Source organism: Streptomyces acidiscabies (assembly GCF_020010905.1).
Classification (GTDB): domain Bacteria; phylum Actinomycetota; class Actinomycetes; order Streptomycetales; family Streptomycetaceae; genus Streptomyces; species Streptomyces acidiscabies.
Map to the genome: position 1 here is coordinate 611,620 of NZ_JAGJBY010000001.1, position 23,565 is coordinate 635,184.

Genomic DNA, 23,565 nt, shown 5'->3' on the forward strand with positions numbered 1-23,565 from the left:
CTGATCCCGCAAAAAGATTGGGGGTCCCCGCGACCGACCACTCTCCGTAAGATGCTCGGACGTGGTTCGCTACAGCGAACCGCGGTTTTCTGGGGAAGCGATGGGGAGACGCGAATGGACGCCGCACAACAGGAAGCGACCGCGAGAGCGCGGGAGCTTCAGCGGAACTGGTACGGAGAGCCGCTGGGGGCGCTCTTCCGCAAGCTCATCGACGATCTTGGTCTCAACCAGGCTCGTCTCGCAGGCGTGTTGGGGCTCTCCGCCCCGATGCTGTCCCAACTCATGAGCGGACAGCGCGCGAAGATCGGCAACCCGGCGGTCGTGCAGCGCGTACAACTGCTGCAAGACCTCGCCGCCCAGGTCGCGGACGGCAGCGTCAGCGCCGCCGAGGCGACCCAGCGGATGGACGAGATCAAGCGTTCGCAGGGAGGCTCCGTGCTCAGCAACACCACGCAGACGACGAGCAGTTCAGGTGCTCCCACCGTCAAGCGCGTGGTCCGGGAGATCCAGTCCCTGCTGCGCTCGGTCGCCGCCGCCGGCGACATCATCGACGCGGCGGACACCCTCGCCCCGACCCACCCGGAACTCGCCGAGTTCCTCCGGGTCTACGGCGCGGGCCGCACGTCGGACGCGGTGACGCACTACCAGTCCCACCAGAACTGACCGAAGGCCCGGACGCCGAAGGGGGTTCGGCGGACGGGCCCGGTCGGCTCCACGGGGGAAACCACCCTCTTCGAGGGCGAACAGCAGCAAATCACGGGGGACCCGCACCACCGCAGGACACAACCCGGAGAAATCCCCGGGCGAAACCCTGAGCGAGGCGCGGGCGCGAAGTAAAAAGGAGTGACCGCACAACGGCACAACGGCACAGCGAGACACCGCCCCGCCCAGGGGCGACCGCAGGGGGAGGAGCGCCACACAGCATGGGTACACGGCATGGGTGAGGTCTTCGCCGGACGCTACGAACTCGTCGACCCGATCGGCCGCGGCGGAGTCGGCGCGGTCTGGCGCGCCTGGGACCACCGCCGCAGACGGTACGTCGCCGCCAAGGTCCTCCAGCAGAGCGACGCCCACTCCCTGCTGAGGTTCGTCCGCGAACAGGCCCTGCGCATCGACCACCCGCACGTCCTCGCCCCGGCGAGCTGGGCCGCCGACGACGACAAGGTCCTCTTCACGATGGACCTGGTCGCGGGCGGCTCCCTGGTCCACCTGATAGGCGACTACGGCCCCCTCCCGCCGCCGTTCGTCTGCGTCCTGGTCGACCAGCTGCTGGCCGGCCTCGCCGCCGTGCACGCCGAGGGCGTCGTCCACCGCGACATCAAACCGGCGAACATCCTCCTGGAGGCGACGGGTACGGCACGCCCGCGCCTGCGCCTGTCCGACTTCGGCATCTCGATGCGCCTGGGCGAGCCGCGCCTCACCGACACGAACCTCGTCGTCGGCACCCCGGGCTACATCGCCCCCGAGCAACTCCTGGGCGCCGACCCGGACTTCCCGGCCGACCTGTTCGCCGTAGGGCTGGTCGCGCTGTACCTCCTGGAGGGCAAGAAGCCGGACGCCAAGGCCCTGATCCAGCACTTCGCCGAACACGGCACCCCGGGCGCCCCCCAGGGCATCCCCGCGCCCCTCTGGCAGGTCATAGCCTCCCTGCTCCAGCCGGACCCCACGTCCCGCTTCCGCACCGCCACAGGCGCCCGCAAGGCCCTCCTGACGGCCACGGAACTCCTCACCCCCACCCCGGACGACGAGTCCATCGAGATCTTCGACCAACTGGGCCCCCTCCCCAAGGGCTTCACCCCCGAGGGCCCCACGTCGACGTCCCTGAACGTGACAGCGACGGGCACGGGCCCGTCGTACACCGGCCAGTCGTACGGCGAACCCCGGTCCAAGGGCTACGACGGGTACGAGTCTGAAGACGCCCCCCGCACCCCGGCAAACACCCCCATCCCCCCAAGGCCGACCACACCCCCACCCCCCACCTGGCCCACCCCCACCACCACCCCCACCACGACCCAAGCCGGCTGGGGCCCAGCCGCAGCCCCACCCTCGACAACACCCCCCACCGCACACCCCCACACGCCGCCCACACCGACACCGACCCCCACGATGTCGGACACAGGCAGCTTCCACCTCCCACCCCCACTGACCCCCCACCAGCCCCACGACCCAGCCTTCACCCCCGTCCACACCACCCCACCACCCCCCTACGACCCCACCACCTACGCCCTCCCCCGCACCCCCGACACCGCCTCCACCGCGACCTACACGGCCCGCCCCCCACAGACCGCGACACCGCAGCCCGCGCAGACCACAGCCCGCCACAGCCGCGCAGCGCCCCGCCCCGGCCCGCCCCCCGCCATCGCGATCCCCCTCCTCCTCCTGGCCCTGACCTGCTACGCGATCGGCTTCTGGGCCCTGACCCGCATCTGACCGGCCCGCCGCCGCCCGACGACGGTCCACACACCGAGGACGACGAGTACGAGGGTCCCCACCCCGAACCCGCCGGCGGCGACGGCGACCATGGCCACGCCACCACCCCCCGCCCCCTCCTCGACCCCGGCGGCATCGGTCTCCCCGGAATGCGCGGGAGCACCCCCACTCGCGCCCCCGGTCCCGGTCCCCGTCCCGAACAACCCACCCGGCACGGACTCCCCCCGATACCCGGGCCCCGCCTGCACAGCCCCCTTCACCCGAACCCGCAGCGTCACCCCGTACGCCGAGTCCCCGAACTTCTCCCCGACCTGCGCGGAGAGATGGACGGCGAGGAAGTACCCCCCGGCGAACCGCATCCCGCTGACGGCCTCGTTCGCGGAGTACCGGTTGGCGTACTCGACGGGCGCGAGGGGCCGCAGGGAACCCGCCTTCTGCTCCCCGTCGTACCCGAACCGCAGGTCGTCGACCTTGGCGCGGACGGGGTTGTAGAGGGTGACGTCGAGCGCGGAGGCGACATACCCGGACCCGTCACCGCCGCTCCCCAGCTCAGCGGCGACATACACCTGCTGCCCCCACTCGACGGGAACGGCGTAGAACAGCGTCTGCCCCGGCAGGATGTCGTCCCGCCAGGCCCCCTGCCCCAGGTCGGTGGCGGTGGCGAACCCGTCCCCACCGGGCAGCCGCCGCGCATCCCCCTCCATAGGAGAAGGCGTAGCGGAACTCCACCCCTTGGGCGCCACGGTGGCCCCGCCCTCAGCAAGAGGCGGCTCCCCGACAACAGCCACCTCAAGCCCCCAGGACCCGCCGGACCCCGACGAGGAGGAACCCGGCGAGGAAGAGGAAGAGGAAGAGGAAGAGGAGCCCCCCGAAGACCCGGACGGCGTCCCGAACACGTCCCCCGAACCCCCCTCCCCATCCCCCGAAGGACTCGCAGACCCCCGCGCCCCCTCCCCGGCCCGCTCCACCACGACGTAATAAGTCCCCGCGTCCTGACAGACCGACCGCCCCGCCCGAACCTCCCGCACAGCCCAAGCGGTAACCGGCCGAGCCCCCACGACGGACCCGAACGTCGCGGTGTCACTGGAGCAGTTGAGCCCATTGGAGTCCTGAAGAGAAACCTTCACCCCGTCGTTGAACGACAGCTCCTCGTCACCCCCCGGCACGGCGGTCACGGACACGTACGTCGTCGTCCGCGCGTCCAGCTCGACCTTGAAGTACGCCTTCCCCCGCCCCACGAGCGCGCTCTGGTAGACACCCCCCGCTTCCAGCCGTACGGCGTCACTGGTCGCACTCGCCGCGTTGACGCCGCGCGCCTCGGTGTCGTACGCGTACGACGGCGCCTCGGCCGCCCGGGCCACCGCCCCCGGCGCTGCGGCCACCATCATGCCCGCGACACACAGCGGCACGGCCCACCGCCGCCCCACCGAACCCGCCGGTCCCATGCACCCGCCCCCTCGCTCACCGCACCGAAGCCGCTGTCCGTCCTAACCCACGCGGCCCCGTTCCTGCCACCCCTTGACCGTTTTCGATCGCTTCTACGTCCGTGACGTAACCGTTTCTCCGGCATCGCGTGGACGTCGAAACTTTCAGGTCCGGTCACCGGACAACGCAAGACCCCGACCGCGTCCGCGATCGGGGCCTGTTGGAGTTCTGGGAATCGGCAGTCACGAACCCGTGGGCACGGAGTCGGTCGCCTCCGTCCACAGATCCTGCTCGGCGCGATCCGCCTGGATCTGGCGGTACACGAGGAGCCCGCCGATGGCGGCCAGTGCGACCAGGAGAAGCTTCTTCACCGCGCGACCTCGTCTTTCTTGACGTAGGGGACCTCTTGGCGCCCGACTATACACACCGGCCGAGACCGATCGGTGACCTCCCCGGGCGCCCAACTACCGCTCGGTACCGCCGAGTAGACGCCCCGCGCGGGAGCCCGCCACCGGTCCGATCGGAGGGTGATCGCACCCCCACGGACCGTGACTTTTCGCCCCTTCCCTCCCTCATGCACCCATCCGGGTGGTGTTCATCTGAACATCGCCACGCCACGTGCGTCGGTCCGTGATTCCCCGCCCGACATACACATCATGAGGAAAGTACGCAAATCAGCCCAACCCGAAAGTGAGGGGCCATGGCCCGCACGCAGGTCACGAAGCTCTGGACCACGATCGTCACCGCCCTCCTGTCCCTCTTCACGGCCCTCGGCCTGATCACGACGACGGCCACGGCGGCGGTAGCCCACCAGGAGCCGACGCGCAACGCGGCGGCGACACTGACGGCGGAACCGGCACTGACCCCCTTCTGGGACTGGTCCCCCACCCGCTCCCTCCCCCCGACGATGAAGCAGCGCATCCGGGCCGAGGCCCACGGCAAGTCCCCGAACTGCCGCCACCTCCCGCGCACGGACGCGGAGCCCCTCACCGAGGCGGCCCCGGACGGCCCCACAACGGACACGGAAGCCCCCCTCCAGACCTGACGGCTCCGCACACCCTCACCGACGTAACGGCGAACTTGCGTACGCCCCACACGCCAGGCCCGGCGGCTCCCACGAGCCCCGGGCCTTCGCCTTGCCCGATCGAGTGAAAGTACTTGCCAATTAGGAAAGTACTTGCCACGCTGATCACATGACGACGGACCACCCCACCCCGGCAGCAGCGGAAGCCGCCCTCGCCGCCGCCCGCAGCGCGCGCACGGCGGCCGTCAACGCCCGCAGAGTCCCCGCCTGGCACCCCCCGGCCGCAGGCCTGCTGTACGCGGCGGGCTTCACGGGCCTCGCGCTCCTCACGACCCAGGACCACCCCAGCGTCGCCCTGATGCTGGCTTCCCTGGCCTGCCTCCTCGGCTTCCTCACCCTGTTCGTCGCCACCGCCCGGGCGGGCGGCGTCCTCCTGCGGCCCACCGGAACCGCACGCGAGCGGTGGTCGCGCCAGTCCCCGGTCCTGATCTCCCTCACCGCGGCCGTGGTGACGGCCTTCGCCATCAACCCCCCAGCCGCCCTAGCCGTGTTCGGCATCACCCAGGGCGCCCTGACGTGGTCCCAGCTGCACCGCGCGCGCACGAAGCCGGCGGACCGCACGAGGCCGACGACATGAGCGCCGCCGAACCCCCGCGCCTGGACCCCACCGTCCAGCACCCCACCCGCCTCGCCCTGGTCGCGTTCCTCTCCAGCTGCCTGGAGGCGGACTTCAGGACCACCCGGGACGCCCTGGACCTCTCGGACTCAGCACTGAGCAAGACGGTCTCGGCACTGGAGGCGGCCGACTACGTCAAGGCCCGCAAGGGCTTCGTCGGCAAACGCCCCCGCACCTGGCTCTCCCTCACCCCCCAGGGCCGCACCCGCCTGGAAGCCCACCTCGAAGCGCTCCAGACGATCGCCGCCCAAGCCCGCGCACGGGGCGCGGACTTGACACCCCCAGAGTGATCCCGCTCACATATCCCCACTCCGTCCGCGAAGTCACCCCCCACCGCCCCCAACACCCTTGTTAGCCTTGGCCATAGCCCGGTCGCTGGTGCATCCCCCGTCGCCAGCGACCGGGTCTTTTGCTGCCCCGAAAAAGCACCGGACACGAAAAAGGCGCCTCCCTGAGGGAGACGCCTTTTTGACGATGTGGGGCTAACAGGATTTGAACCTGTGGCCTCATCCTTATCAGCAATGGTCCGCGACCACAAGTGTCAGTAGTTACGCAGGCCAGAGGGGTCTCCCGCACTCACTAGAGATCGTTTGGGAGAAATCTGGGAGAAATCTCCCCGACGGACTGCCCCCGACGGCGGCTGAGGCGTTGGCCAACAGCGGCCCTGCCCCACACCGTGATCTCGAACACGCGGTCGACAAAATTACGCTTTCCGTACAACCATTCCCGTCTCCTGCGGATCTGGTCATGCGAGTCAACCGGCTCCATGACCACTCCATGCGGGGAACCCACCCATGCGTATCCGAGCCGCCGGCGCCATCGTCACCGGCGCCCTGGCCCTGTCCGCCTTCGCCGTCCCGGCCGCCCACGCCGACGCGGGCCGCGGTGACACCAAGATCTCGAACGTCGTGGTCAACGGGGGCAAGCCCGTCATCGTCGGCGCGACCGGGAGCAAGACCTTCTCCGTGACCTTCACCGTCACGGACGACTCGGGCGTCGACTGGGCGCAGGCGATCCTGTACCACGGCCCGAGCATCGACGAGTCCGACAGCGGTGCAGTCGCCAACACGAGCGACCAACGGTCCAAGTGCACCAAGGTCAGCGCCACCACGTCGACCTGCACCGCGACCTACACCCTGAAGGCCCACGCCAACCTCATCAACAAGGTGGCCGGCACGTGGAAGGTCTGGGCGGTCGCCCGAGCCAAGGACACCAACTACGTCCAGCGGGACAACGTCAAGACCTTCCAGGCCCAGCGTCAGTCCAAGCTGACGGTCGACGCCGCCCCGGAGCCGGTGAAGAAGGGCAAGACCCTCACTGTCACCGGTGCGCTGACCCGAGCCGACTGGGACGCGGCCAAGTTCTCCGGCTACAGCGGCCAGTCGGTCAAGCTCCAGTTCCGCAAGAACGGCTCCAGCGGCTACATCACGCTGAAGACCGTCAAGACGGACTCCAGGGGCAACCTGAAGGCCACGACCACCGCGACAGCGGACGGCTCCTACAGCTTCTCCTTCGCGGGCAACGCTGGCACCTCGGCGGTCGCCGCCGCGGGCGACTTCGTTGACGTGCGGTAAGCGGTGAGCAGTAGGCAGTACCGATCCGGCCCCGGAAGCATCCAGTCTCCGGGGCCGGAGCCTTTCGTTGGCGCCGGACACAGCGGCGGCGTGAGGCAGGCCCTGGGCCTCGGACAGCACGTGCAGCTTGCTGCCCTTCTTGCCTCGGTCGACCGGGTTCGGCCTGGTCAACGCCGCCCCTTTTCACCCGCACCGACGCGGCATCCACGATCGCCGAGGTCCAGTCGATCTCCAGGCGCCGAGCTCGTCCAGGACCGCCCGGTGCAGTCGCCGCCGCAACCCCGCCTCCGTCCACACGGTGAACCGGCGGTGCGGCGTCGCGGGCGACACCCCGAACGTCTCCGGCGGATACCGCCAGGCACACCCGCTGGTCAGCACGTACACCACCGCCGTGAACACGGCACGCTCGTCCAGCGGCACGGTCCCGCCGCCCTGCGGACGGGAGTTGAACGACGGCAGCAACGGGGCGACCAGTTCCCACAGACCGTCAGGAACCAGCCGCCGCGACAGATCGGCACCTACGAAGAGACATCATGCCGTAGCCCACGGCATCACCACGTAAGACAGCCTCTTAGCTCCTTCAGGGAAGCGTTGAGCCGGCACTGATTGGAGCGTGGGCCAGACAGGATCCTGCTGCCGTGGTGGTGAAGGGTGCAGTCGGTGAGGTGGCTACTTCGGGGCGACGAGCATGTGGTCGGGGCCGAAGGTGGCGCCGGTGTGTGGGTACATGGTGGTCTCGCCGTCGGACCAGCGGACGACGAGGTCGTCCGGCCAGCCGTTGGAGTCGTAGCTGCCCGCCGTACTCGCCGCCCTCCGCGACCTGATCCGCAGCGCGCTCAAGCTCGCCGGCTACGTCAACACCACCGCCGGACGACGAGCCCACACCGAACGCCCCCGCGTCCTCGCCCTCTACGGCATCACATGATCAAACCGGACGATCCAGGCACTCGCCGGGGCCCATGGACCTGCCGATCAATAATTCCTAGATCTTGGTGAGGATTATGGGGGTGTGAGGTCGTGCCCGGCGATCTCGGCGAGCTGTTGTGCCGTGGTCACGGTGAGGGCGCCGACCGGGACCGTGTACCCCAGCGCGGTGAGCACGGGGGTGGCCTCCCGGAGGGTCGCGCCGATCCGGCTCTTGGCCAGGCCGGTTGCCTCGGCGAGTGGCGTCCGGGCCATGGACCAGCGCTTCGTGAGGAGGAAGACGACAAGCTGGTCGGCGACGGAGAGTCGTCCGCTGCCGGCGCCGGGGCCGCCGTCGGGGCGTTTGCCGGGCAGGAAGATCGGCGGGTGCTCGGCACACCAGGCTTGGTAACGGGCGGCGAGATCGCCGAAGGCGGCGGGTTCGAGTCCGGTGAGGCTGGGGTGCCGCAGCCACATGGGGAGCTTGTCGCCGGTGGGAAAGCGCCCGAACCCGGCGCTGGGTGGGGACAATTCAGGAGCGAGCGGTTCGGGGCGCAGGGTGTAGTTCCACGTGCCGTGCCACTCGTGCGGCGTCAGGGGCAGGCGTTCCATGACGGTGTCGGGGACGGTGACGCCGGTGGGGTAGACGCCGGGGTCGAGCTCGGCGTGGACGGACGGTCCGCTGCGTGTCGTGGTCGCTCCGATGGTGCTGACGACGACTTCGTGGCTGGTCAGGGGCCTGCCACGCCAGTTGACGCTGATCTGTGAGAACAGCCTGTGCTCTATTTTGTTCCACTTCGATGTTCCCGGTGGAAAGTGACAGACAGTCACTTCAAGGCCTGTCTCGTAGGCGAAGTCCGCGAGTTCCTTCTTCCAGGCGCGCACACGGTAGCCGTTGGAGCCTCCGGCGTCGGCGGTGACCAGCAGGCGGGACGCGTGCGGGTAGCGGCGGCGCCCCTCACCGTTCCACCAGCGGCGCAAAGTGGCCACCGCGAAGGCAGAGGTGTCCCCGTCGCAGCCCACCGACACCCAGCCGGTATCCGCGCCTATGTCGTAGATCCCGTACGGCACCGCTTTCTGGGCGCCCTTCTCGGGGAAGTCGTGTGCGCGGACCTGCACCGGCTGTCCGGCGCGGTGCCACTCGCGTCCGATCACCGCGTAGCTGCCCAGCGTCTCCTTCTTCTTGGCATCCACGCTGATGACCGGCTGCCCCTCGGCGAGGTACGCCGTGACCTGGTCGTTGATGTAGCGGAACTGGGCGTCCCGGTCCGGATGCCGGGCCCCCTCGGTGGTCCTGGAGGTGCCCTGCAGAGAGAAGCCCTCCGCCTTCAACAGCGTAGCCACCGTGTCCGAACCGACCCGGTGCCCCTGACGCGTCAGCTCGCCCGCCAGATTCCGGGTGGACTTCACCGTCCACAGCAGCGGAGACTCCGGGTCACCCCGCTGGTCCGGCTCGACCAGCGCCAGCAACGCGGGCACCAGCCCCGGATCGGCCTCCCGCAAGGGCTTCCGACCCGCGCCCGGTGCCCGGACCCGGCCGGCGGGCTCCTCCGCGTGCTCCAGCTCCCGCTTCCCACGCGACACCGTGGACTCCGCCACCCCGGCCGCTCCGGCCACCACGCGGATCCCGCCGTGGCCCAGAACGCGGGCCACGGCACCCAGCGTCAGGCGCTGCTGGCGCTCATCGAGATGCGGCAGCAACAGCCCCAACACGTCCACCAGCTCTGCCTTCGTCCCCTCCGACACCCCCGCACCCTACAACCCAACAGCCCACAAAAACCGAAGAGTTATTGATCGGCAGGTCCCTGGTTCATCGAGGGCTGCAGGTGGGTGGGGGTGAAGAGGAGGTTGAGGACGCCGTCGGCGACCTCCAGGCAGTCACCTGTGTGAGGCGCATCGCAGAGACGGGCGGGGGTTTCACCGTCTCAATGTGGCATGATCACGTCGCTAAGCGCCGCCTCTGACCACGGCGGTTTGAACACCAAAACGGGGAATTTTCAGCGCCATGTGCATACATCCAGGGATCTCTGCTGTCCCTGACGCGTACACGTGTCAGGGGTGGTGCTGCGCGGCCGACCTCGGCCTCCGCATCCGGCGAAAGCCCAGCGCCTGATGTCAACTGTTGCTCGTGCACAGCGGCCAGGCGCTGCCGCCACCATCACCGACAAGCTACCTCGTGTTGGCCGACGGTGGGACTGGCTGCTGCTGTTGGGCTGCGCTGTTTCCGCACTCGTGGTGGGTCTACTGTCGCCAACCGACACCTCCCAGGAAGCGTGGGGCCTGACTGCCGCATTGGGTTACGGCGCTGCCGCACTGGTCGCGGCCCGGTCGTCCGCGTCGTGGGCACCCGCTCCCGCCGTGGTCGCGGTCGTCGGTGCGGTCGCCGTGCCCCTGCTGTACCTGACGGTGATCAGCAAGGAGCAGATGGAGGTAGGCGTCGTGGAGCGGGCAGCTGACCTGCTGTTCGCCTCCGGAAGCCCGTACCACCCCACACCACACGTGGTGCGGGACTTCAACCCCTACCTTCCCGGCATGGCGCTCTTCGGCATACCGCACATGCTGTTCGGCGACATCCCGTTCACCAGCGCCCGGTTGTGGTTCTTCGTCGGCTTCCTTGCGGCCGTAGCAGGCGCGATACGGGTGCTGACCGACGGCCGGGACACAGACGCCGACCGGTACAGTACCTCGCGCGGGGTCACCGGCAGGACGGGCCTGTTGTGGCTGATCGCCTGCCCCGTCGTCGCGCTGCCGCTCACCATCGGTGGTGTGGACCCGCCGGTCATAGGGTTGGTGTGCCTGGCCATGGCCTTCACACAGGGGGGCGATGCCGGACGTGCCGGGCTGGCCCTGGGTGCGGCGGCCGCGCTGAAGTGGACCGCCTGGCCGGCCATCCCGGTGCTCATCGCCGTACTGGCGGTGCGCGGCGGGCGGCGTGCCGCGGTCAGATGCGCAGCGGGAGCTGCGGGGATCGCCCTGCTCGCCGTGCTGCCCGCGGTCTTGGTGGACAGCGGTGCCTTCTACCGCAACGTCGTCCTCTACCCGCTGGGCCTCGGTCCCACGGCCTCGTCCGCGCAGAGTCCCTTGTTGGGGCATCTGATCACGATGCTGGTCCCGCACGGCAAGGCCGTCACGACGGCACTCATCGCGCTGAGCGCCGCGGGTGTGGGCCTCTCACTCTTGGTCCGCCCACCGCGGAGCGTCGTGGCTGGTGCCGACCGACTGGCACTCGGCCTGATCCTGGCGATAGTGCTGTCGCCGGCCACTCGCGTCGGCTACGCCATATACCCGATCGTCCTGCTGGCTTGGCCTCGCTTCGCCGCTGCCTTGTCGGCGGGCGTGCCGGACAGACAGCGGCTACGAACGGGGCATCGATGATCATCAGTCAGTGCTTGGTGTATGTGCCGCAATAAGTCGACCCCGGCCCCCACACACAACGCCTTTAGTGCGGAAGGTGGTTGGAGGAGTGACGTAAGGCGTATCTGGCGCGACTGATACGGAACGTCACCCTCCACGCAATATCGGTTGCAAGATCCAAAACTTGGTGTGATCATGACATAACTGTCGAAGTGCTTACCAAGCCTTCGCAATCGACCATCGATGACGGATCAGCATGGTTGGGGCCGCAGCGGGGCAACGCTGCGACCCCGCCCCCGCCATCGGTCTGCACATCAGGAGGAGACAGTGATGACGGAGCACATTCAGCCCGTGAGACGGACGCGGAACACCATAGCGCGCGCCGCCGCGTTCGCGGGTGCGGCGATCGCAGTCGTCGCCCTGTCCGCGCCGTCTGCAATGGCGAGCGGCACGAGCCCCAAGCTCAACGGCTGCTACTCCACATGGGGGAGCACGGGATCGGTGGCCCACTGCGTCTCCGTGACGAGGGGCGGGCAGTACAAGAACCGCGGCGTGTGCACCTTCGGTAACGAGGACTCGCTCTGGAAGTTTTTCCAGGGCGGGGAGTCGAACCCGAAGTGGGGCGGAGTCGAGTGCACGTTCGACATCGAGAAGTCTTTCATTATGTACACGGATTGATGCGCTTCGGCACGTAGAGATGATGTGACCGGGTGCCGCCCTCGGGTGGCGCCCGGTCGCGCATGTGAAAGGAACGACGTGGAACCGATCGCATCACTGTCGGGACTTGCTCAGGGCTATGGCCGACACCAGGTGATCACAGGACTCGACTGGCAGCTCGGCGGCGGCGTCTATGGACTTCTGGGCCCCAACGGTGCGGGAAAGACAACGCTTCTCCGCACCCTCGCCACGGTTGCGCCCCCTCAGGAGGGAAACCTGGAGATCTGCGGCAGAAGGGTCAACTCCGAGCGGTCGGCGAGGGCGGCGCGCCCCATGATCGGCTACCTGCCTCAGGAATTCGGGTATTATCCGACCTTTTCGGTCTATGATTTCGTCAGGTACAGCGCATGGCTGCGCGGGGTGCCCGACCGTGAGGCGCATGGCGCGTCCGTGAAAGCCATCGCATCCGTCCTTCTCGACGGGCGGGCGGATGCCCAGATGAAGTCTCTTTCCGGTGGCATGCTGCGGCGCGCCGGCATTGCCGCGGCCATTGTCGGCTCTCCAAGGCTCCTGTTGCTGGACGAGCCGACCGTCGGTCTGGACCCTGAACAGCGCTTGCAGTTCCGTGAGTTGATCAGATCGCTGACGGGCTCGGCGATCGTACTGAGCACACATCTCGTGGAGGATGTGGCTGCCGTCTGTGACCAGGTCGTCGTCATGCAGTCCGGAAGGTTCCTCTTCCGCGATACGCCCGAGGCCCTTGCGGGCAACACCCGTTCGGGAGTGGCGGGCGACAGCCCGTTGGAGCGCGGCTACATGGCGGCCTTGTCGGGGCAGGGGGAGCTTTCCTGATGCGTATCTTCTGGATGGAGTTGCGGCGCTCCCCCCTGCGATGGTGGTTCCCCGCCCTCGTCGCCCTGGACGTGGCGGTTCTTTTCGGACGGTCTCAGTGGTGGATCGGCGTCTGGCCGCAGGCCAGTGCGGCGGCCCAGGTACCCGCCTTCTACCTCGGCCCGTTCTTGGCGGCCTATGCCGCCTGGGCCTCCGGCCGGATCTACCGGCTCGGCTTCGAGGACCAGCACACGGCAGGAACCAGGCCCAGGTGGCAGGTCGAGGGAGCGCACATCGCGGCAGTCGCCGTTTACGGTTACGTCGCCTACCTCATGGGCGCCGCAGTTGCCGCGGCAGTCAGTTACCACGACGCCGGCCCCGGATTCCTGTGGCCCAGTTACCTCCTGCTGGGGGCGGCACTCATCCTCCTGTGCATCGCGGTCGGACACCTCGCCGGGCGTTGGTTCCCGTCCGCTTTCGCCACCCCGGTCGTCTCCGGTCTGGCCTGCTTCCTGGTGGTGACGATGAACGGCAGCCCGACGAAGGCCGGCCTGTTCGTACTCTCCGGCGGCCCTGCCATGGAAGTGACCCCGGAGCATCTCGCCGTCCGATGGGCTCTGGCGCTCTCCGCGGTGGCCGTCGCCGTTCTCACTCCACGTACGCTGCCTGGATACACCGGAGAACGCGGAAAAGTGATCGCCAGACTGCCTGCCATCGGTACCTCGGCGCTGGCCGTCGCATGCCTGGCAGGCGTTCTCACGGCAGGACCTGTGCAGACGGCGCGAGCGAATCCGAGTGCTCCGCTGTGCACGCACGCCGAGCCGAAGATCTGCGTATGGCCCGAAGAGCGCATGTACCTGCCGCGCCTGGAAGCGATGGCACGGCGTATATCCGCGCTTCCTCCGGTCATCAAATCCCCCTCGGCGTTCTACGAGGAGGGGCTGAGGGGCGACAAAGCGCAGGACGTCGACTTCTCGATCTTCGAGGGCTCCATGTGGGAGGTGGCCGACAGCATGTCCATCGCCATCACCCGGACATCCACTCCGCCCTACTGCGAGGCGGTGGACAGCGCCAGTGAAGACCGGCGCACGCAGGCGTACTTCGAGCTCGACTCCTGGCTCGCAGCCCGGATCTCGGGCGCCGGGCAGCCGTCCAACATCCACGGAGGGCCCCCCGGTGTCGACCAGGCAGCGATCGCAAGGCTGATCAAGCAGCCCGAGGCGGCACAGGAGATCTGGGCGAAGAAGCGGATCACGGTGATCGAGGGGACACGCTGTGCCTGATCTCGGTGAGCCCTGGGTCCGCTACCTGCGGGCTCATCGCTTCCGTGGAATCGCCGTGGGCTGGGCCCTGGTGATCGCGTGCGATGTGGCCTTCGGGGCCACCCGCCTCGTTTTCCCCTTCAGTGGCAGCGGAGCCTCCAGTACCCCTTTGAGACATGAGATCCCCCTCGCCCTGGCCGTGATCGCCGTAGGGGGCCTCGGCAGCGCCATGAACTCTCTGGAGGAGACGGCAGCGAAGGGCTTCAGAAGAGTCGAGATCTCCTACCTCGTCGGGGCCGTCACCGCGGCGTCGCTGCTGCTCGTCACAGCAGAGGCACTCGTCAGCCCCATGGATACCGTTCTGCTCCTGCTGAGAGGTCTGGTGATCTGGGTCGGGCTCGCCCTCCTGTCCGGGCGGATATGGGGATGGAGATTCTCCTGGATCCTCCCCCTGGTCACCCTGTTCCCCCTGACCTACTGGCAGACGGACTCCCTCGGACGGTTGCGGTGGTGGGCCTGGACAGATCAGCCCGGACACTCGATTCCCTGCTGGGGGATCGCCGTCGCCAGCCTGCTTACGGGCGGAGCCGCGATGGCGCTGACTCCGTGGCGCATCACCCGATTGCGGCGCGCATTTCGACGGAGCAGATAACAGGCAGGAGAATTAACCGCAGCGTACGTGAATCCTTTGATTTTCCCTGAGTACGCTCAATACACGCACTTCAGGGGTGCCCCGAGTCGGGACACCCCTGAAGTACTAACCTAGTATCGCCTCTTATGAGTCAATCTTGAAGTTGATCCAGGACTTGTTGGCAGAGAAGGTGCACTCCGCATAACCCCAGGTGGGCTTGGAGTCACCCTTGTGGAACAGGTACCAAACCGACGAATCTCCCCCGAAGCTGCAGTCGACCTCGTTCTGGAAATCACCGGTACGCCCCACCGACTGGCAGTGCCCGTTGGACCCGGTGTTGCCCCAGGTGGAATAGCAGCCGTATGTCGTGGTGCTCGTGCCACTGGCCAGCGCAGTCGGGGCGGTCACGGTGACGGCCGCCGCGGCCAGGCCCGCGATCGCAAACGCTTGCGCCATCTTCTTTCGCGCTCGCGGCGCGGACTGAGTGAACTCCGCCATATTAATTTCTCCTGATGTGCGGACCGGTGCCGGGCCGGGATAGCAGCGTTGCCCCGCCGTACCCCCAACCACTCCCCCTTTACCGGTGATTGACTGAAAAGCGCGAGCGATGGAACACCGAACACTCGCGCTTACTGTCATGATCGCATCGGAAATTTAATCGCGCAACGACTATTGATCAGAAACTCATGGGGTTCTCGTTCAAGACGTACTGAACGTGCGGGCCACCGAAGTCAGGGCTTGATCAAGTTCCGTAAGCGTCTGGATTGACGGTGATACCCAGGACGGGGAGTGCTCGGGCTGGTTCGTCGCGGATCGCTCGGGTGGTCTTGGCGATGTTGTCGGCTCCGAGGGTTTTCAGTGCGCCGATGGCGAGGTTGCGCAGGGTGGCCATGGCGCGGGGTGCGGTCCCGGTGTGGACGGTGGAGGCGTCCTCGGCGAAGGTGACGTCTCGGATGTGGTGCGAGGAGTTCTCCACTCCCCAGTGGCCACGGATCGCGGCGGCGAGGTCTCTGGGGCTGGTCTGGTGGGCGTCGAGGCTGGTGACGGCGTAGACGCTCTCGCGGGTCTCGCGCTTTCCGGTCTGCCTGCGGCGGCGGTGGACGCGGATGGCCAGGCGGGCGTGGGGAAAGGCGATGCCGCCGAGTTCGTCCGCGATCGCGCAGGTCTTGATCGAGCGGGACTCCCGGCGGCCGTGGCCGGTGGCGGAGGCGGTGTGCTGGACGGGGACGTCCGGCCAGGGCAGGGCCGCGAGTTGGCGGTGGGCGGTCGGCTGGTTGGTCTTGATCACGGCGATGTAGTGCGCGTTCTTCGTCTCGACCAGCCAGGTGATGTTCGCCTTGACCGAGTGCAGGGCGTCGAAGGTCACGACCGTGCCGGCCAGGTCCAGTGACGCCAGCAGCGGCTGGAAGTGCGTCGTCTCGTTCGTCTTGGTGCCGGCTTCGCCCTGGGCGAGGGTCACGACCGTGCCGTGGGTGACCGCGGAGAGCAGGTGCCGCCTTGGCGCTTCGAGGCGGGAGGACCCCTTGAGGGCTTTGCCGTCGACGGCTGTCACCGCTGCCCGGCGGGGGTTCGCGGTGCGGTTCCCGGCGGCGGTGCGGTGCCGGTCGGCCAGGTAGGCGCCCACGGCCCGGTCCAGGGCGTCACCGTCAACAGCCCCCAGCACGCGCCCGATTGTGGCCGCCGACGGTGTCCGCCGCCAGCCGAGGAGGTGGCGGCGGATGCCGGTGGCGTTCAGCAGTGTGTCTGCCGCGCGCTGGCCCCACTCGGCGAGTTCGTCGATGCTCCGGGCTCCCGAGACGACCGCGCAGGCACCCACCAGCAGGATCGCTGTCAGCGAGTACCACCGGCCCTGCCGCGCGCGTGGGTCGGGCACCGAGTCGAGGTACGGGCGCAGGTCCGCGACCCGGTCGCCGTCCAGCGACCCCAGTTTCATCAACGCGGCAGGGATGGGAGAGGATGCAGCAGCAGGCACGGGTTACCTCATGATCATCGGGCTTAGACACCACAATGATCACGAAGCCCGTGCCTGCTCTGCTGTACGCCCCCAACGGTCACCAACCACGCGAACCCGGAACTTGAAGCCGCCCTGGTCTGAATCGGCAGGGGACGCTTTTACGTTCACCATAAAGGTCAAGCACCCTGTTTGGCATCAGCAGGTTGTTACACCGCTTTCACACCTCCTCGCCCCCTCTACCCTCGGTGCCGACGAGGGCCTGGAGCGCCTGCATGTCGAGGGCGTCGGCCAGTTGGATGAGGTCTTCCCTGACAGCCGCGTAGGCGGGCGCCCGATACCCAACGCTGACAGCGCGAAGCATCGCGGAAACTTCGCTGGAGTCCAGCATCACCGTGCGCCGCCCTGGCGCGACGAACGTTCTGAGCTGTGCGGTGCCGGGCCGGAACGCCGTACCGCCGGGGTGATCGAGTTGGTGCGCGTGCATCAGCTCGACAAGGGCGGGTGTGAGCGGAATGGCGCGCTCGCTTTCGCGGCTCTTGGGGGTCTCTCCGCGTTTGGGCCTGCCCATGGTCCACCTCGTTTCTGTAGGGACAGAAACTAGCGAGCGAAGAGCGCCAGGAGAAGGGTGCGTCGAACCCCCGGTGCACGCCCCCGGATCCCCGTTCGGGCGAACTGGAGCCGTCCGAGCGTAAGTTACGGGGAAGTAGCGGGGAACCAAGATCAACAAATGTAGACGGCCGGTAGATCGTGGAGATCTACCGGCCGTCTGACCAGGCGTTATGCCGATGTGGGGCTAACAGGATTTGAACCTGTGGCCTCATCCTTATCAGGGATGCGCTCTAACCAACTGAGCTATAGCCCCGCCGCGCTTGCGGTGTGTGTCCCGCGCGCTGACCCCTGAAGGTTAGCGCACGACCGGGGCAGTCCCAAAATCGGTTGGGACCACCCCGCCCGGGAGGGTTTCTCCGCAGGTCACTCGTCCTCGGCGAGCGTCAGCTCGACCCCGCCGACGAACCCGGCGGACAGGTTGTAGATGAACGCCGCGAGCGTCGCCAGCGCCGTCGCGAGGACGACGTCGATGACCGCGATGATCGTCGAGAACATCAGGACGTGGGGGAGGGACAGGAAGGACTGGAGGTCGAACCCGTTGGACTCGTTGGACCCGGTCGCCTCGGAGATCGTGGAACCGACGGAGGAGAAGACCCCCATCGCGTCCATGACCATCCACAGCACGGCCGAGGCGACGATCGTGCACACCCCGAGCGCGATGGACAGCAGGAAGCTGACCTTCATCACGGACCAGGGATCGGCCTTGGCGACCCGCAGCCGCGCCTTGCGCACACGAGGCGCGGTCCGCGCACCGGTACGGGGCCGCCGGACGGCATCGTCGGGCGTCGTCTCCTCGGCGGCGTACGCCTGCGGCGGGTGGTACGGCACGGAACCCTGCTGGTCCTGCCGCCGCTCACCGGGAAGCGGCGAGGAGGTCTGCTGCTGCCCGACCTGCGTACCGGCCCCACCACGCGCACCCTGCTGGACGCCGGCGCCCTGCTGAGCCCCCGCAGCCCCCGAACTCCCTTGCGCACCCCGCCCGTTGCTCCCGGAGCCGCCAGGACCGCGCTGAGCGCCCTTGCCGCGGCCACCCTTGGCGGACCCCGCACCCTCACCCAAAGCCCCGGCCCCCGGCGCCTGCGTATCCGGCTTGATCGCCTTCAACTGCGTCGTGTGCGCGTCACGCTGCTCGACGCCCTCCACCGCACCCCCCGCCGTGGGGGAGTCCGCGGCGGAGCCACGACCGCCGCCGTCCTTCTCCGACCCGGACGAACCGGAAGGCCCGGAAGTACCGGCAGATCCGGTAGACGTACCGGCGCCCGTGGCTCCGCTCACGATGACTCTCTCCTCGGTGCTACTCGGCCGAGGGCGCGTCGCCCTCGTCCGTGCCGGCCTCGACGACACCCTCGGCAGCTTCGAGGTCGCCCTCGACCTCCTCCGCCTCGCGCCCCGCCTCGGCGTTACGGGCGATGCCGACGACGGCATCGCGCTTGCCCAGGTTGATCAGTTGGACGCCCATGGTGTCACGGCCCGTCTCCCTGACCTCGTTGACTCGCGTACGAATCACACCGCCGCCGAGCGTGATGGCGAGGATCTCGTCGGTCTCCTCGACCACCAGCGCACCGACGAGCGAACCCCGGTCCTCGACGATCTTGGCGGCCTTGATTCCGAGGCCCCCACGCCCTTGGACGCGATATTCATCGACATTGGTTCGCTTCGCGTACCCACCATCGGTGGCGGTGAACACGAACGTACCGGGTCGCACCACATTCATCGAGAGCAGCTCGTCGCCCTCGCGGAAGCTCATGCCCTTCACACCCGAGGTCGCGCGGCCCATGGGACGCAGGGTGTCGTCGGTGGCGGTGAACCGGATCGACTGCGCCTTCTTGCTGATCAGGAGCAGATCGTCGTCCGAGGAGACGAGTTCAGCGCCGATCAGTTCGTCGTCCGAACCGTCCTCCCGCTCCCGCAGGTTGATCGCGATGACCCCGCCGGAGCGCGGCGAATCGTAATCCTTCAGAGGCGTCTTCTTGACCAGACCCGCCTTCGTGGCGAGCACCAGGTGGGGCGCCGCCTCGTAGTCGCGGATCGCGAGGATCTCGGCGATCGCCTCGTCCGGCTGGAAGGCGAGGAGGTTCGCGACGTGCTGCCCGCGCGCGTCCCGGCCGGCGTCGGGAAGCTCGTACGCCTTGGCGCGGTACACGCGGCCCTTGTTCGTGAAGAACAGCAGCCAGTGGTGGGTGGTGGAGACGAAGAAGTGGTCGACGATGTCGTCCTCCTTCAGCTTCGCTCCGCGCACCCCCTTGCCGCCGCGCTTCTGCGCCCGGTAGTCGTCCGCCTTGGTGCGCTTGACGTAGCCGCCGCGCGTGACGGTGACGACGATGTCCTCCTCGGCGATCAGGTCCTCGATGGACATGTCACCGTCGTAGGGCACCAGCATGGTCTTGCGGTCGTCGCCGTACTTCTCGACGATCGCGGCGAGTTCCTCGCTGACGATCCCGCGCTGGCGCACGGGGGAGGCCAGGATCGCGTTGTACTCGGTGATCTTCGCCTGGAGCTCGTCGTGCTCCTGGATGATCTTCTGCCGCTCCAGGGCCGCGAGGCGGCGGAGCTGCATCTCCAGGATGGCGTTCGCCTGGATCTCGTCGATCTCCAGGAGGTCCATCAGGCCCGTGCGCGCGATGTCGACGGTGTCGCTGCGCCGGATCAGCGCGATGACCTCGTCGATGGCGTCCAGGGCCTTCAGCAGGCCGCGCAGGATGTGCGCCCGCTCCTCGGCCTTGCGGAGCCGGAAGCGCGTACGGCGGACGATGACCTCGATCTGGTGCGCCACCCAGTGCCGGATGAACGCGTCGAGCGACAGGGTGCGCGGCACGCCGTCGACCAGCGCCAGCATGTTGGCGCCGAAGTTCGTCTGGAGGTCGGTGTGCTTGTAGAGGTTGTTCAGGACGACCTTGGCGACCGCGTCCCGCTTCAGGACGATGACGAGGCGCTGGCCGGTACGGGACGAGGTCTCGTCGCGGACGTCCGCGATGCCGCCGACCTTGCCGTCCTTCACCAGGTCGGCGATCTTCTGCGCGAGGTTGTCCGGGTTGACCTGGTACGGCAGTTCCGTGACCACCAGGCACTGGCGGTTCTGGATCTCCTCGACCTCGACGACCGCGCGCATCGTGATGGAGCCGCGCCCGGTGCGGTACGCCTCCTCGATGCCCTTGCGGCCGACGACGAGGGCGCCGGTCGGGAAGTCGGGGCCCTTGATGCGCTCGATCAGCGCGTCCAGCAGCTCCTCGTGCGAGGCCTCCGGGTGCTCCAGCGCCCACTGGGCGCCGGCCGCGACCTCGCGCAGGTTGTGCGAGGGGATGTTGGTGGCCATGCCGACCGCGATGCCCGCCGAGCCGTTGATCAGCAGGTTCGGGAAGCGCGCCGGGAGGACGGTCGGCTCCTGGGAGCGGCCGTCGTAGTTGTCCGTGAAGTCGACGGTCTCCTCGTCGATGTCGCGGACCATCTCCATGGACAGCGGCATCATCTTGCACTCGGTGTACCGCATGGCGGCGGCCGGGTCGTTGCCCGGGGAACCGAAGTTGCCGTTGGAGTCGACCAGCGGCATCCGCATCGACCACGGCTGCGCGAGGCGCACCAGCGCGTCGTAGATCGAGGAGTCGCCGTGCGGGTGGTAGTTGCCCATGACGTCGCCGACGACGCGGGCGCACTTGTAGAAGCCCTTCTCGGGCCGGTAGCCGCCGTCGTACATCGCGTACAGGACGCGGCGGTGCACGGGCTTGAGGCCGTCACGGACGTCCGGCAGCGCGCGGGACACGATGACGGACATCGCGTAGTCCAGGTACGAGCGCTGCATCTCCGTCTCCAGCCCGACGGGCTCGATACGGACGGTGCTGTCTTCCGGGGTCGCCGGAGTGGTCTCGTCGGTCATTGCTGGTGAAGATCCCTTCTGTGGCGGTCAGCTGAGACCGACTCAGATGTCGAGGAAGCGGACGTCCTTGGCGTTGCGCTGGATGAACGCGCGACGGGCCTCGACGTCCTCGCCCATGAGGACCGAGAACAGGTCGTCGGCCTGGGCGGCGTCGTCGAGGGTGACCTGGCCGAGGACGCGCAGGTCCTGGTCCATGGTCGTGACGCGCAGCTCCTCGGCGTTCATCTCGCCGAGACCCTTGAAGCGCTGGATCGAGTCCTCGCGCACGCGCTTGCCGCGCTGGCGGCCCATCTCCAGGAGGGCGTCGCGCTCGCGGTCGGAGTAGGCGTACTCGATGTCCTCGCGGCCCCACTTGATCTTGTACAGCGGGGGGCGGGACAGGAAGACGTGCCCGGCCTCGACCAGGGGCCGCATGAAGCGGAACAGGAAGGTCAGCAGCAGGGTGTTGATGTGCTGGCCGTCGACGTCGGCGTCCGCCATCAGGATGATCTTGTGATAGCGGAGCTTCTCGATGTCGAAGTCCTCGTGCACGCCGGTGCCGAACGCGGAGATCAGCGCCTGGATCTCCTGGTTCTGGAGGATCTTGTCGATCCGCGCCTTCTCGACGTTCAGGATCTTGCCGCGGATCGGGAGGATCGCCTGGACCTGCGGGTTGCGGCCCGACTTGGCCGAACCGCCGGCGGAGTCACCCTCGACGATGAAGATCTCGCACTTGGTGGGGTCGTTCGACTGGCAGTCGGAGAGCTTGCCCGGCAGCGACGCCGACTCCAGCAGGCCCTTACGGCGCGTCAGGTCGCGCGCCTTGCGGGCGGCGACGCGCGCGGTGGCCGCCTGGATGCCCTTGCGGACGATGTCCGCGGCCTCCACCGGGTTGCGGTCCAGCCAGTCGTTGAGGTGCTCGTAGACCGCCTTCTGCACGAAGGTCTTGGCCTCCGTGTTGCCCAGCTTGGTCTTGGTCTGGCCCTCGAACTGCGGCTCGCTCAGCTTCACCGAGATGATCGCCGTCAGACCCTCGCGGATGTCGTCGCCCGTGAGGTTGTCGTCCTTCTCGCGCAGCTGCTTCTTGTCGCGCGCGTACTTGTTGATCAGGTTGGTGAGCGCCGAGCGGAAGCCCTCTTCGTGGGTGCCGCCCTCGTGCGTGTGGATGATGTTGGCGAAGGAGTAGACGCCCTCGCTGTAGCCGCTGTTCCACTGCATGGCGACTTCGAGGGAGAGGCTCTTGTCCTTGTCCTCCGCCTCCAGGTCGATGACCGTGGGGTGCACCGCTTCGCCCTTGCGGGAGTTGAGGTACTTCACGAAGTCGACGATGCCGCCCTCGTAGTGGTACGTGACGGTCTTGACCTCGTCCTTCTCGTCCGCACCCGCCTCGTCCGCCCCGGCCGTCGCCTTCGCCGACTCGCGCTCGTCGGTGAGCTTGATGGTCAGGCCCTTGTTGAGGAACGCCATCTCCTGGAAGCGCCGCGAGAGCGTCTCGAAGGAGTAGACGGTCGTCTCGAAGATGTCCGGGTCCGCCCAGAACGTCACCGAGGTGCCCGTCTCCGTGACGGCCTCGTGCTGTGCCAGCGGGGCCGTCGGAGCGCCGAGCTTGTAGTCCTGCGTCCAGCGGTGGCCGTCGGTGCGGATCTCGACGGCGACCTTCGACGACAGGGCGTTCACGACCGAGACGCCGACGCCGTGCAGACCGCCGGAGACCGCGTAGCCGCCGCCTCCGAACTTGCCGCCCGCGTGCAGCACCGTCAGCACGACCTCGACGGCCGGCTTGCCCTCGGACGGCACGATGCCGACCGGGATGCCGCGGCCGTTGTCGACGACGCGCACCCCGCCGTCGGGCAGGATCGTGACGTCGATGGTGTCGGCGTGACCGGCCAGGGCCTCGTCGACGGAGTTGTCCACGACCTCGTACACGAGGTGGTGCAGACCCCGCTCACCGGTCGAGCCGATGTACATACCGGGCCGCTTGCGGACCGCGTCCAGCCCTTCGAGGACGGTGATGGCACTGGCGTCGTACGAGGCGGTGACCTCGCCGTTCAGGCCCGCGCCGGTGGACGGGATGTTCTCGTTGGGGTTGCCGGAATCGGCCACGAAGCGCCCTTTCTGGCACAGCACGAGCCAGACTCCTCGGCAGGTTGCCGGAGCGGCTGCGGCGTGTTGCGTTGGTAAGCCTTGATCAGCGTTGCTCAGCGGGTCCCGGGCGGTCCCCACGTTTGGGGCGGGATTGGCTTCCAGTCTACCGGTAGCACCGACAGTGATGGGGGTTTGCCGGTACCTGAGTCCGCATGTGCCGCCCTCAACCCGCCTCTCACGACTCCCGATATACGGACGGGGGCTCCAAGAGGCTCACAGCGGCACTCAGCGCTTCCGGCT

At 68.1% G+C, this 23,565-nt stretch carries 22 protein-coding genes, 1 tRNA gene and 1 pseudogene; 12 read left to right on the top strand and 12 right to left on the bottom strand.

Annotation, left to right across the window (positions count from 1 at the left end; translation table 11 throughout):
* The first annotated feature begins 114 nt into the window (after positions 1 to 114).
* Together J8M50_RS03005 and J8M50_RS03010 are read left to right on the top strand one after the other, a co-directional pair.
* Positions 115 to 663, top strand: a complete 549-nt coding sequence (locus J8M50_RS03005; RefSeq protein WP_010353434.1) for a helix-turn-helix domain-containing protein — start codon at positions 115 to 117, stop codon at positions 661 to 663.
* Between the two features lie 273 nt (positions 664 to 936).
* Positions 937 to 2,430, top strand: coding sequence for a serine/threonine-protein kinase (locus J8M50_RS03010; protein WP_010353435.1), 1,494 nt, complete (start codon positions 937 to 939; stop codon positions 2,428 to 2,430).
* Here the strand turns inward: J8M50_RS03010 and J8M50_RS03015 are convergent.
* Positions 2,394 to 3,875 (bottom strand): hypothetical protein, encoded by a 1,482-nt coding sequence (locus tag J8M50_RS03015; protein ID WP_063748056.1) that lies wholly within the window; start codon positions 3,873 to 3,875, stop codon positions 2,394 to 2,396. The two genes, J8M50_RS03010 and J8M50_RS03015, sit on opposite strands and share 37 nt — an antisense overlap.
* Before the next feature lie 222 nt (positions 3,876 to 4,097).
* Positions 4,098 to 4,226 carry a DLW-39 family protein gene (locus tag J8M50_RS03020; protein WP_003999697.1) on the bottom strand — a complete coding sequence of 43 codons (129 nt, stop codon included), beginning with the start codon at positions 4,224 to 4,226 and terminating at the stop codon, positions 4,098 to 4,100.
* Between the two features lie 329 nt (positions 4,227 to 4,555).
* Between J8M50_RS03020 and J8M50_RS03025 the strand changes: the two genes are divergently transcribed.
* The 4 genes from J8M50_RS03025 to J8M50_RS03040 all read left to right on the top strand — a co-directional run bounded on the left by J8M50_RS03025 (position 4,556) and on the right by J8M50_RS03040 (position 7,129).
* Positions 4,556 to 4,900, top strand: a complete 345-nt coding sequence (locus tag J8M50_RS03025) for a DUF6344 domain-containing protein (protein ID WP_010353437.1) — start codon at positions 4,556 to 4,558, stop codon at positions 4,898 to 4,900.
* 148 nt (positions 4,901 to 5,048) lie between these two features.
* Positions 5,049 to 5,516 (top strand): hypothetical protein, encoded by a 468-nt coding sequence (locus J8M50_RS03030; RefSeq protein ID WP_010353438.1) that lies wholly within the window; start codon positions 5,049 to 5,051, stop codon positions 5,514 to 5,516.
* Positions 5,513 to 5,845 (top strand): winged helix-turn-helix domain-containing protein, encoded by a 333-nt coding sequence (locus J8M50_RS03035; protein ID WP_010353439.1) that lies wholly within the window; start codon positions 5,513 to 5,515, stop codon positions 5,843 to 5,845. The genes J8M50_RS03030 and J8M50_RS03035 overlap by 4 nt, the downstream gene beginning before the upstream one ends.
* 504 nt (positions 5,846 to 6,349) lie before the next feature.
* Positions 6,350 to 7,129 carry a DUF5707 domain-containing protein gene (locus tag J8M50_RS03040; protein ID WP_010353440.1) on the top strand — a complete coding sequence of 260 codons (780 nt, stop codon included), beginning with the start codon at positions 6,350 to 6,352 and terminating at the stop codon, positions 7,127 to 7,129.
* Between the two features lie 183 nt (positions 7,130 to 7,312).
* Here the strand turns inward: J8M50_RS03040 and J8M50_RS03045 are convergent, their stop codons facing one another.
* Positions 7,313 to 7,639 (bottom strand): transposase, encoded by a 327-nt coding sequence (locus tag J8M50_RS03045; RefSeq protein WP_099049004.1) that lies wholly within the window; start codon positions 7,637 to 7,639, stop codon positions 7,313 to 7,315.
* A gap of 159 nt (positions 7,640 to 7,798) precedes the next feature.
* Positions 7,799 to 7,969 (bottom strand): hypothetical protein, encoded by a 171-nt coding sequence (locus tag J8M50_RS03050; protein ID WP_158002797.1) that lies wholly within the window; start codon positions 7,967 to 7,969, stop codon positions 7,799 to 7,801.
* On the opposite strand from J8M50_RS03050, the pseudogene J8M50_RS49995 reads away from it, so the two are divergent.
* Positions 7,923 to 8,054: pseudogene (locus tag J8M50_RS49995) on the top strand (ISAs1 family transposase); the annotation flags it as partial. The gene J8M50_RS03050 and the pseudogene J8M50_RS49995 sit on opposite strands and share 47 nt — an antisense overlap.
* A gap of 74 nt (positions 8,055 to 8,128) precedes the next feature.
* On the opposite strand, the gene J8M50_RS03055 reads toward J8M50_RS49995, so the two are convergent.
* Positions 8,129 to 9,751: an ISAzo13-like element ISSaci1 family transposase gene (locus tag J8M50_RS03055; protein ID WP_010353442.1), complete on the bottom strand. Its 1,623-nt coding sequence runs from the start codon at positions 9,749 to 9,751 to the stop codon at positions 8,129 to 8,131.
* Positions 9,752 to 10,324: 573 nt separating this feature from the next.
* On the opposite strand from J8M50_RS03055, the gene J8M50_RS03060 reads away from it, so the two are divergent.
* The 5 genes from J8M50_RS03060 (at position 10,325) to J8M50_RS03080 (ending at position 14,788) form a co-directional block, all read left to right on the top strand.
* Entirely contained in the window at positions 10,325 to 11,407 is a 1,083-nt protein-coding gene (locus tag J8M50_RS03060; protein ID WP_010353443.1) for a glycosyltransferase 87 family protein, read from the top strand.
* A 309-nt stretch (positions 11,408 to 11,716) separates the two neighbouring features.
* Positions 11,717 to 12,064 carry a hypothetical protein gene (locus tag J8M50_RS03065; RefSeq protein ID WP_010353444.1) on the top strand — a complete coding sequence of 116 codons (348 nt, stop codon included), beginning with the start codon at positions 11,717 to 11,719 and terminating at the stop codon, positions 12,062 to 12,064.
* 78 nt (positions 12,065 to 12,142) lie between these two features.
* Complete coding sequence (locus J8M50_RS03070; protein ID WP_223786150.1) at positions 12,143 to 12,895, top strand: ATP-binding cassette domain-containing protein; 753 nt, start codon at positions 12,143 to 12,145, stop codon at positions 12,893 to 12,895.
* Positions 12,895 to 14,157, top strand: coding sequence for an ABC transporter permease (locus tag J8M50_RS03075; RefSeq protein WP_010353446.1), 1,263 nt, complete (start codon positions 12,895 to 12,897; stop codon positions 14,155 to 14,157). Before J8M50_RS03070 ends, J8M50_RS03075 begins: the two co-directional genes overlap by 1 nt.
* A gap of 148 nt (positions 14,158 to 14,305) precedes the next feature.
* Positions 14,306 to 14,788, top strand: coding sequence for a hypothetical protein (locus tag J8M50_RS03080; RefSeq protein ID WP_141655580.1), 483 nt, complete (start codon positions 14,306 to 14,308; stop codon positions 14,786 to 14,788).
* 123 nt (positions 14,789 to 14,911) lie between these two features.
* Here J8M50_RS03080 and J8M50_RS03085 read toward each other — a convergent pair whose 3' ends face one another.
* From J8M50_RS03085 to gyrB, 7 genes are all read right to left on the bottom strand, one after another.
* Positions 14,912 to 15,265 carry a hypothetical protein gene (locus J8M50_RS03085; RefSeq protein ID WP_010353448.1) on the bottom strand — a complete coding sequence of 118 codons (354 nt, stop codon included), beginning with the start codon at positions 15,263 to 15,265 and terminating at the stop codon, positions 14,912 to 14,914.
* Between the two features lie 244 nt (positions 15,266 to 15,509).
* Positions 15,510 to 16,739 (bottom strand): ISAs1 family transposase, encoded by a 1,230-nt coding sequence (locus tag J8M50_RS03090; protein WP_029183818.1) that lies wholly within the window; start codon positions 16,737 to 16,739, stop codon positions 15,510 to 15,512.
* A gap of 199 nt (positions 16,740 to 16,938) precedes the next feature.
* Positions 16,939 to 17,289: a hypothetical protein gene (locus J8M50_RS03095; RefSeq protein WP_010353450.1), complete on the bottom strand. Its 351-nt coding sequence runs from the start codon at positions 17,287 to 17,289 to the stop codon at positions 16,939 to 16,941.
* A gap of 220 nt (positions 17,290 to 17,509) precedes the next feature.
* Positions 17,510 to 17,583: transfer RNA gene (locus J8M50_RS03100), tRNA-Ile, on the bottom strand.
* 110 nt (positions 17,584 to 17,693) lie between these two features.
* On the bottom strand, positions 17,694 to 18,605 hold the full coding sequence (locus J8M50_RS03105; protein ID WP_063748060.1) for a DUF3566 domain-containing protein: 912 nt from the start codon (positions 18,603 to 18,605) through the stop codon (positions 17,694 to 17,696).
* A 19-nt stretch (positions 18,606 to 18,624) separates the two neighbouring features.
* Positions 18,625 to 21,201, bottom strand: coding sequence for a DNA gyrase subunit A (gene gyrA, locus J8M50_RS03110; protein ID WP_010353452.1), 2,577 nt, complete (start codon positions 21,199 to 21,201; stop codon positions 18,625 to 18,627).
* A 42-nt stretch (positions 21,202 to 21,243) separates the two neighbouring features.
* Positions 21,244 to 23,307 (bottom strand): DNA topoisomerase (ATP-hydrolyzing) subunit B, encoded by a 2,064-nt coding sequence (gene gyrB / locus J8M50_RS03115; RefSeq protein ID WP_029183819.1) that lies wholly within the window; start codon positions 23,305 to 23,307, stop codon positions 21,244 to 21,246.
* Positions 23,308 to 23,565 lie beyond the last annotated feature (258 nt).

What these genes read in the sequence shown, in the direction of transcription:
- J8M50_RS03005 (WP_010353434.1), top strand. Translation starts at nt 115, where the DNA reads ATGGACGCCGCACAACAGGAAGCGACCGCGAGAGCGCGGGAGCTTCAG.
- J8M50_RS03010 (WP_010353435.1), top strand. Translation starts at nt 937, where the DNA reads ATGGGTGAGGTCTTCGCCGGACGCTACGAACTCGTCGACCCGATCGGC.
- J8M50_RS03015 (WP_063748056.1), bottom strand. Translation starts at nt 3,875, where the DNA reads ATGGGACCGGCGGGTTCGGTGGGGCGGCGGTGGGCCGTGCCGCTGTGT.
- J8M50_RS03025 (WP_010353437.1), top strand. Translation starts at nt 4,556, where the DNA reads ATGGCCCGCACGCAGGTCACGAAGCTCTGGACCACGATCGTCACCGCC.
- J8M50_RS03030 (WP_010353438.1), top strand. Translation starts at nt 5,049, where the DNA reads ATGACGACGGACCACCCCACCCCGGCAGCAGCGGAAGCCGCCCTCGCC.
- J8M50_RS03035 (WP_010353439.1), top strand. Translation starts at nt 5,513, where the DNA reads ATGAGCGCCGCCGAACCCCCGCGCCTGGACCCCACCGTCCAGCACCCC.
- J8M50_RS03040 (WP_010353440.1), top strand. Translation starts at nt 6,350, where the DNA reads ATGCGTATCCGAGCCGCCGGCGCCATCGTCACCGGCGCCCTGGCCCTG.
- J8M50_RS03065 (WP_010353444.1), top strand. Translation starts at nt 11,717, where the DNA reads ATGACGGAGCACATTCAGCCCGTGAGACGGACGCGGAACACCATAGCG.
- J8M50_RS03075 (WP_010353446.1), top strand. Translation starts at nt 12,895, where the DNA reads ATGCGTATCTTCTGGATGGAGTTGCGGCGCTCCCCCCTGCGATGGTGG.
- J8M50_RS03085 (WP_010353448.1), bottom strand. Translation starts at nt 15,265, where the DNA reads ATGGCGGAGTTCACTCAGTCCGCGCCGCGAGCGCGAAAGAAGATGGCG.
- J8M50_RS03095 (WP_010353450.1), bottom strand. Translation starts at nt 17,289, where the DNA reads ATGGGCAGGCCCAAACGCGGAGAGACCCCCAAGAGCCGCGAAAGCGAG.
- gyrA (WP_010353452.1), bottom strand. Translation starts at nt 21,201, where the DNA reads ATGACCGACGAGACCACTCCGGCGACCCCGGAAGACAGCACCGTCCGT.